This window comes from Neptunicella marina, assembly GCF_014270035.1.
Taxonomy (GTDB): domain Bacteria; phylum Pseudomonadota; class Gammaproteobacteria; order Enterobacterales; family Alteromonadaceae; genus Neptunicella; species Neptunicella marina.
The window spans coordinates 21,881-34,557 of the sequence record NZ_JACNEP010000019.1 but is presented as its reverse complement, the minus strand read 5'-3'; the positions used below and the strand labels follow the sequence as shown (position 1 = coordinate 34,557).

At 42.9% G+C, this 12,677-nt stretch carries 8 protein-coding genes; all 8 read right to left on the bottom strand.

The genetic code is table 11. From position 1 onward, the window contains the following. Position 1: 1 nt before the first annotated feature. Positions 2–1,003, bottom strand: a complete 1,002-nt coding sequence (locus H8B19_RS16605; RefSeq protein WP_186508046.1) for a WD40/YVTN/BNR-like repeat-containing protein — start codon at positions 1,001–1,003, stop codon at positions 2–4. A gap of 72 nt (positions 1,004–1,075) precedes the next feature. Then, positions 1,076–2,443 (bottom strand): DUF1329 domain-containing protein, encoded by a 1,368-nt coding sequence (locus tag H8B19_RS16600; protein ID WP_186508044.1) that lies wholly within the window; start codon positions 2,441–2,443, stop codon positions 1,076–1,078. Between the two features lie 10 nt (positions 2,444–2,453). Next, positions 2,454–4,520, bottom strand: a complete 2,067-nt coding sequence (locus tag H8B19_RS16595) for a DUF1302 domain-containing protein (RefSeq protein ID WP_186508042.1) — start codon at positions 4,518–4,520, stop codon at positions 2,454–2,456. Between the two features lie 192 nt (positions 4,521–4,712). Then, positions 4,713–4,934 carry a DUF2835 family protein gene (locus tag H8B19_RS16590; RefSeq protein WP_186508040.1) on the bottom strand — a complete coding sequence of 74 codons (222 nt, stop codon included), beginning with the start codon at positions 4,932–4,934 and terminating at the stop codon, positions 4,713–4,715. A 19-nt stretch (positions 4,935–4,953) separates the two neighbouring features. Further along, the gene (pepN, locus tag H8B19_RS16585; protein WP_186508038.1) at positions 4,954–7,575 is read right to left on the bottom strand and encodes an aminopeptidase N; all 2,622 of its coding nucleotides are present in this window, start codon (positions 7,573–7,575) and stop codon (positions 4,954–4,956) included. 27 nt (positions 7,576–7,602) lie between these two features. Then, positions 7,603–9,075, bottom strand: coding sequence for a Na+/H+ antiporter NhaC (nhaC, locus tag H8B19_RS16580; RefSeq protein WP_186508036.1), 1,473 nt, complete (start codon positions 9,073–9,075; stop codon positions 7,603–7,605). Positions 9,076–9,117: 42 nt separating this feature from the next. Further along, on the bottom strand, positions 9,118–10,461 hold the full coding sequence (locus H8B19_RS16575) for a sodium-dependent transporter (RefSeq protein WP_186508034.1): 1,344 nt from the start codon (positions 10,459–10,461) through the stop codon (positions 9,118–9,120). Positions 10,462–10,603: 142 nt separating this feature from the next. Further along, positions 10,604–12,646, bottom strand: a complete 2,043-nt coding sequence (prc, locus tag H8B19_RS16570) for a carboxy terminal-processing peptidase (RefSeq protein ID WP_186508032.1) — start codon at positions 12,644–12,646, stop codon at positions 10,604–10,606. Between the last annotated feature and the right edge of the window lie 31 nt (positions 12,647–12,677).

Genomic DNA, 12,677 nt, shown 5'->3' with positions numbered 1-12,677 from the left:
CCTACTTAATATTTAAAATTTGTAAACCCGCTTCAGTCGCGGTAACGATTTGACCTTTAAACCACACAGCTCCAACAATGGCTTTCCCCTCTGCGGTTTGACCAGCAGTGATACTGTCGCCCGATACATTAAGGTAACGCCCATTATTGCCCACCATCACCAGCTGATTATTATCCAGTTCCACTATGTCATTAATTGACGAATTGATTAAAGATTTAAGATGTACCGGATTGCCATCTTCAATACGGTACACGTTTCCACGCAGACCAGCCGCAAAAATTGCGCCTGACGCCTGCTGATGTACCGCAAAGAAAGAACCATAATAATTGATATCCAACCGTTGCCAGCTTTTACCTTCATCTTCTGAAAAAGCAATTAAGCCAGCTTCACCCACTAAATAAAGGGTATTTCCCTGATTATCCGACAGATGATTTAAATGCGGTAATATGGAACTCAGTTCCTGCTTATAAAGAGAAACATCTTCTTTTTTCAGATCCTCGAGATAGGCCTGGTCATCTTCACTTAAAAACTCGGCATGTAACTCACGAGTCCAGTTTTGTCCGCCATCCTCGGTACGATAAAACAAGCCATACGCTCCAATAGCTATACCTTGTTTTAAATTAAAAAAGTGCACATCCATAAGCGGCTTTTCCAGCTCTGGATTTTGCCACTGAATTGTCCATGAAATGCCACCATCGGTAGTTGCCAGAATAGTCGCATCATGTCCCACTGCCCAACCGTGTTGCTCATCTAAAAAATAAACTGCGGTTAGTGTTGCTGTGGTAGGAACAGCTTGTTGCTGCCAGTCAAGTCCATTGACGGAAGTCAGTATGTGACCTCTTTCTCCCACCGCAATTAACTTCTCGTCACTAACCCTGGCAATATCAAGCATTAGAGATTTACTGGCTAGCGGCGCCATATATGCATCAGCCGCAACAACACTTTTTGTTGTTACAAGGACACAAATACAAACCAGCAAAGATGAAAGTTTATAAATTTTCATATTTTCTATATTTTTCCTTGTTACAAATAAAAACGGCTGGCTAAGCCAACCGTTTGCTCCTGCTAAGCGATATTATCTTAAACCATCTCTTCGCAGTGCCTGCGGTGTGAACTCACTGTCATCAGGCTTAATAGAGAAGTCATACATTTTGGTTTCATTATCCAAACCTAGCGCCAAATAACGACGAGAGTTCAGATCATGATAAACCTCAAGGGTAGACCACTGGGTTGGTACTTCATAGTAGTTTAACCCATGTGCTACAGCGACTCGATACAATTCACCGCGGTTATCATATAAATCAGCTATTTGAATTTGCCAGCTATCTTCATCAATGTAGAACACACGTTTTTGATATACATGACGGAATTCAGGTTTAAGGTTTGCTTCCACCACCCACACACGATGCTTTTCATAGCGGGTTAAGTCAGGGTTTATATGTCCTGGCTTAAGGATTTCGTCATAGGTCACTTTATCGCTGTGTAATTTGTAGGAGTTATATGCAATATATAACTCTTTTTTACCTTTAAGCGTCCAGTCATAACGATCCGGTGCACCATTAAACATATCAAAATCATCGCTGGTACGCAGACCATCAGAAGCGGTTCCAGGTGCGTCATAGGCAACATTTGGCGCGCGGCGTACACGACGCTGGCCCGTATTATATGTCCATGCCTGACGAGGTTCTCTCACCTGGTCCATGGTTTCATGAACTAACAATGCAGTTCCGGCTAAACGTGCTGGTGAAGTTACTTTTTGTTTAAACTTCATTACCATGTTTTCTTCCATCAGCTGTTCAGGCGTCAGGCTGGTATCAGCATATTTAACCAATAATTCATCATCAAAACCTATGATGTTGTAATCACCCGAAGCGGTAACAGCCGCCTGTCCACCAAAACGGGAAATAGCATTTCCACGATAACGCAATATGTGGTTCCAAATCGCTTCGAGTCCATTTTTAGGGAACGGGAACGGAATGCTTACTGATGCATTTTTAACCCCATTACCGCCTTCCACTAACTCTGCATGTGTTGCGTTTTGTTTTACCGCATCATAAGTAAATTGTGGAAACGACGCAGAACGGCGAGTTTGATAAACCGGCATTGCGTAAGTATCAGGATAAGTTTCAAATAACTTTTTCTGACCATCACTTAAATTGTCTGCATAATCTTTATAGTTTTTTGCAGTAATAGTAAATAAAGGCTTATCAGAGGCAAAAGGATCAGGATGATGATCCCCCACTTTATAGCCTGCTGGTGGTTGAGTGATTCCACCGGTCCAGGCCGGAATACTACCATCTGCATTTGCTGACTTTACCGCCCCCATTGGGGTTAATTCACTTCCTAATTTGGCCGCTTCAGCGTCTGAAACTTTAGCCTGCAATCCAGCTGAACCGCAAGCTAAGGCAATGGCTGTCGTGACTAGGGCAAATTTATTCATCATGTACGTCTCCCTAGATTGAATATTTAATATTGAATGACACATAATCGCGGTCTGCCAACGCATTGGTGGTACCGACACCACCCCAATATGCGTTATATGACATACTGGCTGACCAGCGACTCAGGTAATCAAAATCAAGCGCAATGCTGCTCGATTTTCTACCTTCAACAAATAAGAACAATGGATCAGGTGTAATACCATCAACATCATGGGCAAACGTGCCACGCAGTGACATATTTACACCAGAAAACACGTTGTTAAAGTCGGCTTTGGCCAATAAACGATAACCCCATGCACTGGAAGTTGGGAATGGATTGGTTTCAGGCCCGTTAGATAAACCGGTGTGCAGACCTTCTTTGCCAGGTATCGGGCCACTGCGACCTGTACCAGGGCCATTTAAACGTAATACGGAAGGATCTGGCATATCGTTAATTTCAACGTAACCCACCTCGCCCAGTACCACTAAGTTGTCAGTTCCCAGTGCCGGACCAAATAAGTGAGTCGCCGTCACCTGAGCCTGAACTGTGTCAGACAATACGTACCCCTGGGCAGTATCACCCGGTCCAACGGTATAACCCAGATAATTATCTAATTGCGAAATACCCTCTAAATCCGGACGCAGGCCAGCGTAAGCTAACTGCTGAGGCATACCAGCATATAATAATTCAACGTCATCAATTTGCAGTGGCTCATCCTGACGGTAAGCAATTTCACCCGCCAATGCGGTTTCACCCACGGTAGTATTAAAACTAAAGCCATATAACTTGATATCTTCCGGATATCCAAATTCTGCTTTAGTAAAAGCACGTAAATCGGTCAGGTTATTTTTATCAATGGTGTGAGTCGCTAAATAAGCTAAGTCTGCACCAATACTTGCAGCGGTAAAATCAGATGTCACACCAGAAATAAGCGGACGCTGACTATGGTAATTAATGTGATAAAAACCAAATTCAGTATCGTTTAACGCTTCAGAATAGTAAGAAAGTTTAATACCGTACTGACCGGCATCATCCGCGTCGTGATGTGCAGCATCACTATATCCACGCACAGCAACTTTGGTTGGGAATGCTAAATACGCCTGACCAATTTGTTCTGCACTGGCTCCGGATTTCAATGCACCGCCCAAAGCATTTAAGTTAGCTAACAGGAAATTCAGATCGATATCGGGATTACCGGTAAAACCAAGCTGTACTAACGCTTGTTGACCGCCCTCACCTGCAAAGTCATTAGTGGAGAAATAACTGCCTGACTGAGGTAAACGGCTACGCTCCCACTCATATTGGTAATAAGCAGCTAAACCTAAGTTGTCCGTCAAACCAAATGAGGCGTAAACCATTCCAACAGGAATAAACACTTCTTTTAACTCGGCACCAGGCGCTTGTGCGCGACTAACATCAACCGGATTTGTGGTATTTATACCATGCTGAATAAAGGTACTTTCGCCCCAGCTAACAACCTGATCGCCAATACGTAGCGACACAGGCACGTTACCCAAGTCAAAATCAGCATAGAAAAATGCATCCAGGAAACGTGCATCAGTACACAACTCTTCTTTGGCTTTTGGATCGGAACAAGGATCAAAAGGTTTAGTGACACCAATATTGGCTGCTGAGACTGGGTTTGCCCAATCCCTGTCACTGTCCATTAATGCAAAATCATAAAAATACATGCCGCGTAAAAACACACCCATGTTTTTATAACGAATATCTAAATCATGCGAGCCCTTGAACAAGGTCGAAAAGGCTTTGCCCGGATCGTAGAGTAAATCACTATTATCACCATTAGTTGAATACGATCCTTGTGATTGCGCCCAGATATCACTAGAAGCATAAACAGTATTGGTTGTGCCGTTGTAACCCGCCCAATTAAACTGAGGCTGGTTGCTATTACCAATTAAACTCCAGTCTCTATCTTCTACACGGTAGCTGGTACCAATAGAAAAGTTGGAATCAAAACTGATGGAAAGATCACCCTTTTCCCAGCTTGCTGCTGCAGCTGGCATAGCTAAACCTGCCAGTATTGCAGCAACGCCCAGAGCAATGGGTGATTTATTGGACAGTTGAGGCTTATTCTTCATTTTTACTGTTCTCCCTCGATTCTGCTGAGGTACGTCTTGTAGGATGTAAGCAGAATGTCTTCATAATTGTTAACAAAATGATTACATCATTTTTTGGCTTTAGCAAGAACAAATCGTACCAGTTGATACGCTGAGTTATTCTCAACAGTTTGGTGCTAAATGTCTATAGTTTAAGAAATTTTAGCAACAATGCTAATTAACCCTTTCAAAGGATTTGACTTTATTATTGTCGGATACCAGCAATCTGAAACGACCATGGATTCCATTACTCTGAGTGTAGGGGCGTAAGTTACTCGATGGTAAACGTACTTTTTCCCCTGATTCTGCACGAAGCAATACTGAATTTATCCCTGGCCGGTAAAGGTTTTCACATTGTTGGTAGGATAAAGATAGTTGAAAAAAATAGCTTTTCACCGCTGATATATTTCACCCTTTAAATATTTAGCGCCTTTGACACTTTTTCATACAAATCAGTACTTAAGTCAGGCTGGTTAGCCAAACGCATCAGCTGATGTTTAATTAACGGCTGACGTATCGCGTCATAGCGCTTAAATTGCAGCATAGGCGTAACAATTCGCGCGGCTACCTGTGGGTTAATTTTATCCAGCAAAATCAGTTGTTCGGTAAGCCATTTGTAGCCACTTCCATCAATGTGATGCATGGCTTGTGTGTTATAAAAAGCAAATGTTCCAATCAAGGCTCTGGTACGATTGGGATTACGTAAACTAAAACCACTATGTTCTTTTAGCAATTCAATTCGCGATAAAATATCACTGCGAAAAGCCCCTGCTTGCAACGCAAACCATTTATCCATTACCAGAGCATCATGCTGCCAGCGTTGCTCAAAATCAGCCATCAGTTCATCAAAAAGGGCAACATGGTTATCCTGACACGCTTTTAATACACCCAGGGTGTCTGACATATTATCAGCCGACAAATATTGTTGTTTTGCTTGCTCAGCATATTTAGCCGCGTCAGCAATCAACAGGTAGTTAAGGCAAACATTGTGCATTCGGCGTTTAGCAACCTGCTGCTGATTATATTCGTAAGCTGCTGTTTGGTTGTTCTGATAATGATAAAACCAGCTTTCAACCAACTCTGTTGCCAAAAAATGCTCAAGGCCCTGTTTAATGGCAAGCAACGCTTCTACATCAATTTGAGAATTAAGTTGCGCCATAGTTTCAAAACTAGGCACACACAACATTTCAGCTTTCAGCGCCAAATCAATTTTGTCGTCGTTTAATACTTCAGCCAGTACATTTTTGATACTGCATAATGCCTTTTGCGGTAACCCCTGTTGAGGATGCTCAGATTCGAGTGTTTGATTGATATAGCGGTTAAGTAGCTGATGCCACGCATCAAAACGACTGAACGCGTCAGAGGCATTTAACATGATGAGTTTTAGTTGTTCATCTGTTTGTGATAAATGCAATTTAACCGGTGCTGAAAAATCTCTTAATAAACACAATGCTGCAGGTTGATTGGCACAATGAAATGACCAGCTTTGTTGCTGTTGCTCCAGTGTCAAAACAGCGGATGTTTGTTGCCCGCTAAATAAAGGTAAAGGTGTGCCCGTCGAATCCAACACCTCAATATCGAGAGGAATAGACAAAGCTTGTTTATATGACTGATCAGCCGTGGGGGCATTAACTTGTTTTACACTAAGCGTTAGTATTTGATTTTGTTCATCAAACAGGTAATCGGCAAACACTTCTGGCGTGCCTGATTGTGCATACCAGCGTTTAAACAGGTTTAGGTTTTTTTGATTAGCATCAGCCATTGCATTAACAAAATCGTCACAGGTTACAGCCTGTCCATCATGGCGCTCAAAATACAGATCCATACCAGCACGAAACCCTGTTTGCCCCAGCATTTTGTGTAACATGCTAATGACTTCCGCACCTTTATTGTAAACAGTAACAGTGTAAAAGTTATTCATTTCCATTACTTCATCAGGACGGATGGGGTGTGACATTGGACTGGCATCTTCAGCAAACTGATGCTCACGTATTACTTTAACGTTATTAATCCGGTTAATCGCAGCACTAGCCATATCAGAGCTAAACTGCTGATCACGAAAAACCGTCAAACCTTCTTTAAGGCTTAACTGAAACCAGTCACGACACGTAACCCGATTTCCGGTCCAGTTATGGAAATATTCATGGGCAATGACGGATTCAATATTGAAATAATCTTCATCGGTAGCCGATAAATCATCTGCCAGTACAAACTTGCTATTAAAGACATTTAAACCTTTGTTTTCCATGGCGCCCATATTGAAGAAATCAACGGCGACGACCATGTATATATCCAGATCATATTCCAGCCCGTATACCTGTTCATCCCAGGCCATGGCTTTTTTCAACGATGCCAATGCATGTTCGCCTTTTGCTGCATTGCCTTTATCAACAAATAGCTGCAATTTCACCTCACGTCCCGACAGGGTTGAAAAGCTATCTTCAAGCAAGTCAAAATCACCAGCGACCAAAGCAAATAAATAACTTGGTTTTTTATATGGATCACTCCAGCTTACCCAATGCTTGCCGTTTTCAAGCTCCCCCTGCCCGGTAGGATTGCCATTGGATAACAAATAAGGAAACGCAGCTTGCTCAGCTTCGATGTAGACATCATAAGTCGCAAGGTTGTCGGGTCTGTCGAGGAAATAGGTAATTTTACGAAAACCTTCAGCTTCGCACTGTGTGCAGTAGGTTCCGGCGGATTTATACAAGCCTTCGAGAGAAGAGTTTTGCTCAGGATTGATTTGAGTATCAATGCACAATTCAAAATTGTCTGCATCGATATTTATCTGCAGTCCGGCATCAGTTTGCAGATAATCGTGGTAGGGTTCGCCATCAATATTCAGGCTGAGTAGTGTTAAATCCACACCATCCAGTACTAAGGTGTTGGCATGCTTCACTCGCCGGCTGATTGTTGAGATAGCCCGCACTTTGGTGCGGGTCTCATCTAAATAGAATGCCAGTTTAACGTGTTCAATTTCAAAATCAGCAGGCTGATAATCTGCCCGTTTCTTTGCCACTGGCACACTATGAGTCATTACTACCTCTTTTTAATGGTTTTGGAATTACACCGTCTGTGTTTGTTGTTTATGCTCTTCTGTCGGCTCAATACGCAATATTTTAATACCAACATAAGCATAAATAATCGCTAACACCGGACTAATCAAATTAAATACCGCGTAGAAGAAATACTGGAACGGATCCACATGCAATACGCTATGCATATAGGCACCACAGGTATTCCATGGAATAAGCGGGGAAGTTAAGGTCCCACCGTCTTCAAGACTGCGTGATAAATTCAGTTGGTGTAAGCCACGTTTGGCAAATTCATTTTTGTACATGCGGCCAGGCATTACTATGGACATATATTGATCGGCAGTAATAAGGTTGGTACCAATACAGGTTAAAATTGTGCGACTGATCATATCACCCGCCGATTTAGCCCCTTTCAAAAATACGCTTACAGCACGCTTTAATAAACCGACTTTTTCCAGTACGGCACCAAAGGTTAAGGCACACATAATTAACCAAATAGTATTGAGCATACTCGACATGCCACCGCCGCTTAATAAATCATTTAGTTCGCTGTTGCCAGTATCCATTGATACACCATCAAACAATGCCGTCCAGGCTACGGTGACTGAGGCTAACCAGCCCTTATGATCCTGAGTCGCTAATTTATCTATGACTTCGGGTTGAAAAATCACTGCCCATAGTGCACCTAACAGTGCTCCAATGGCCACCGCTGGGAAAGCTGGCATTTTTCTGACAGCTAGCGTCAATAACACAATCAGTGGCACCACCATTTGCCAGCCGATATTAAATTGCTCACCCAATAAACGCTGAATTTCATTAATTTTGTCAGTCGATGCCTGACCCGATTCGCTAAAGCCTAAAATGGTAAAAATGATTAAGGTTAAAATAAAGCTTGGTACAGTGGTCCACAACATATAGCGAATATGATCGAATAATTGTGTGCCTGCCACAGCGGGTGCCAAATTAGTGGTTTCAGACAAAGGAGATATTTTATCGCCAAAATAAGCGCCGGAGACAACCGCACCTGCGGTAATTGCTTCTGACAACCCCATCCCTCCGGACACGCCCATCAAAGCCACACCAACTGTCGCCGCAGTGGTCCACGAACTACCAATACTCATAGCGACGATGGCACAAATAATACAGGTGGCAGTATAGAAGATGCTTGGATTTAACAGCTCCAGACCATAATAAATCAATGTGGGAACCGTGCCGGACAATAACCAGGATCCAATCAGGGCCCCTACCGCTAACAAAATGAGAATGGCACCTAATGATAATGCAATACCATTTATCATCGCCTGTTCAATATCTTCCCATTTAAAACCGTTTTTAATTCCAATAATGGCGGTAATACCGGTGGAAATCAGCAAAGCGATTTGGTTGGGACCATAGGATGAGTTGTCACCAAACAGAATTACCGATGACGCTAATAACGCCACCAAAATGACAATAGGGATCAGCGCATCGGTTAACGATGGCGTCTTATGTTGATCAGGCATGTTATTGTATTCTCCTGAGCGAGATCTTTAACTGACTATGTATTACAACGAACGGTAAAACATAAAAATAATGACAATCGGGCAAACAAAACGTACATACCATGGCCAGATTTTCCAAAACAGTGAAGACTCTACCTGTTCGTCACCTTGTTTTAGTTCTGCCAGTACTTTGTCACGTTTCCACACCCAACCTAAAAAGATACACAACATTAAACCAAGTAATGGTTGACTATATTGCGTGGTTAAAGCGATGACCAAACCGAATAGATCGTCAAAGTTTAGTGCAATGACAATACTGCAAAAGTAAATAATAGCAGCGATTATCCACACCGCCTTTTTACGGTTGACCCCTTTATTTTCAACCACATAAGCAACGGGTACTTCAAGCATTGAGATAGACGAGGTAACAGCAGCAATTATCATTAACGCAAAAAAGGCAAAAGCGACAAAACTACCCGCAGCGCCCATGGTATCAAACAACGCAGGCAATACTGCAAAAATAAGGCTGGGGCCGGCTATCAACTCACCTGCGTCATTAAAAATGACCACCCCATTGTGCGCTGCCACATACATAGCTGGAATAATCAGTAATCCGGCCAGAATTGCGACACCAATATCAACCAGAGCAACAGAGGCTCCCAAGGTAGACAGTTTTTCAGATTTACTAACATACGAGCCATAAACCAGCATAGTCCCTACACCTAAAGACATAGAGAAAAATGCCTGCCCCATGGCACTTAACAATAAATCAGCATTCATTACCTTGGAGAAGTCTGGTAACAGGTAATTTTTGAGACCGGTCATGGCTCCATCTTGTGTCATGACATACAGAATCAACAACACAATAATTGCCAGTAACGCAGGCATTAAACGTACTGACCACCGTTCAATTCCATCTTTAACGCCCCCTGATACAATCAAAACGGTCAGTACCATAAACAATCCACAGAACAGAATGTTACGCACTATGGCGGCACCATCCCCCATATCCTGCATTAACCAGCTAGCCCATTCCGCCTGACCAAATAACTGAGAAAGAGAAGAAAGGCAGAACGCGGTCATCACACCAGCGACTAATGAGTAGAAGGCCAAAATCAGAGATACGGTTATACATCCCCAAATCCCGCTCGCTTTGCCGGCTGTCCCACCTATTTTACCCAGAGCATCAACCATATTTGAACGGCTTGCCCGTCCAATAACAAACTCCGCCATCAAAACTGGATAAGCCAGTGCAAATGCCAGAATAATATAAACAAAAACGAAGGCTGCTCCCCCGTTGCTTGCGACTTGTGTAGGAAAGCCCCAAACATTGCCTAACCCCACAGCAGACCCGGCCGCTGCCAGTACAAAACCTAATCGGGAAGAAAATTCACCGCGTGCACTCATATTATTACCTGTCTCATTATTATTATTTTGTTATCTGTGCTGCTTAAATAACTTTTAGCCTGACAGATAATGCCCATTTCTGAGATAAAAAAACAGGGCTGAATTAAGAGCAGCCCTGAGAATTGTTCAACTACTACGCAGATTACTGGTGATTAATCGCGTATTTACCTGTAGCAATCACATCAAATGTAATTTGTGTTGCCTCATCCAAAAATGGGTCGATTTTATCAAGTAAATCATCTGGCACATCGTCCAGTGATTTAACAGGCTCTTTACCCATTCTGGCTAAACGTTCGTTAGTACGCTTTAAACGTCTTGCATCGTTTTCTTCACGCTCTTTTTTACGCTCGGATTCAACCAGAGAGATAAATTTATTATCTTTTTCTTCTTTATAGCGTTTGATGTCATCAAACAAATAAGCGAACTCCGGGTCGTGAGCGATTCGCTCTTTATGTAACTGATCAATATACGCCAGCGCTGAAGTTGTTTCGCCTACCGTAGTGTAATTGGCATGTGCAATACTATCCCATGGCAACGCGTTATCAGCCTGACTTTCACCCCAGTCTTTTGGATCTATCGGGGATGGGAATGAAATATCCGGCATCACACCTTTATGCTGTGTACTGCCACCGTTAATGCGGTAAAACTTAGCAATGGTGAATTGTACGCTACCGATTGGATTATCGTACAAATCATAAATACGCCCTAAACCACGATGTTGCTGAACCGTTCCTTTACCATAAGTATGTTCACCTACAATCACGGCCCTTCCATAATCCTGCATGGCGGCGGCAAAAATTTCTGAAGCCGACGCACTGTAACGATCCACTAATACTGTCATAGGACCATCGTAATAAGTCACCCCATCGGTATCGGCATTGACATTGATACGGCCTGCACCATCACGGATCTGCACCACCGGGCCTTTATCAAAGAACAACCCTGACAATAACGTCGCTTCGGTTAACGAACCACCACCATTGCCACGTAAATCAACGATAATGGCTTCAATATTTTGTTCTTTAAGCTTCTTAATTTCAGCAATGACATCGGTATGCAGGTTATTATAAAAAGATGGGATTTCAATAACGCCGATTTTATGTCCTTTATGTGGTCCGGCTTCAGGTGAAACGACTTTAGATTTAGCCGCCTTATCTTCCAGTTTGATTTTGTCACGGGTTAATGACACGATCACAGGTGCTTTTGAGTCTGACACGCCTTTTAGTACTTGCAAACGTACGACTGTACCTTTGGGGCCTTTTATCAGCTCCACCACCTCATCCAGTCGCCAGCCGATAACATCAACAAACTCTTCGTCGCCCTGCGCAACACCGACAATCTTATCTTCAGGTTTAATTTGTTTGGATAACTCAGCGGGGCCGCCTGGTACAATACTACGAATAACGGTGTAATCGTCTTCGCTCATCAGAACTGCACCAATACCTTCAAACGACAGATTCATTTCCATCTGAAAACGTTCAGCGTTACGCGGAGACAAATAACTGGTATGCGCTTCAATACTGCGGGCGAAGGCATTCATGACCGTTTGAAATACGTCTTCGCTCTGAGTTTGGGTTAAACGCTTAATAGCGCGCTTATAACGCTTAGTCAGCAATTCAACTATTTCAGGCCATTCTTTGCCATTTAATTTTAAATTTAACGCATCATATTTAACGCGCTGGCGCCACAGTTCATCGACTTCAGCATCAGTTGCCGGCCAGTCGGCGTCTTCGCGGTCATAACTGAACTTATCGCCCTTTTTCTCGAAATCAAATGGCGTGTCTAACAAGGACAAAGCGTATTCATATCGCTCAACCCTGCGTTGCAAGTTCAATTCAAAGATGGCGTAGGCTGGATCAAGATGTCCTCTTTCCAGCGCTTCATCGAAAGAGTCACGATATTTCTGTAACTGTTCAATATCCGACGACAGAAAAATATTGTGACTGGCATCCAGTGAACGCAGGTAACGGTCAAAAATCTTTTCAGAAAGTTGATTGTTTAACGTAACTTCTTTGTAGTGGGCACGGGTAAACAATGCTGAAATACGTTTTGCGGCTGTTGCGTGCTGGCTTTCCTGCTTGAGCACCGGTAAGTTTTCCACTTTTTCGGTTGTCTGTCCGGATATAGCTGAAACACTCATTCCAGCAATTGCCAGTGCAATCGAAGCACGCAAAAGATTTTTCATATTACTACCTCTAAAGATTTTTAACGCAGCC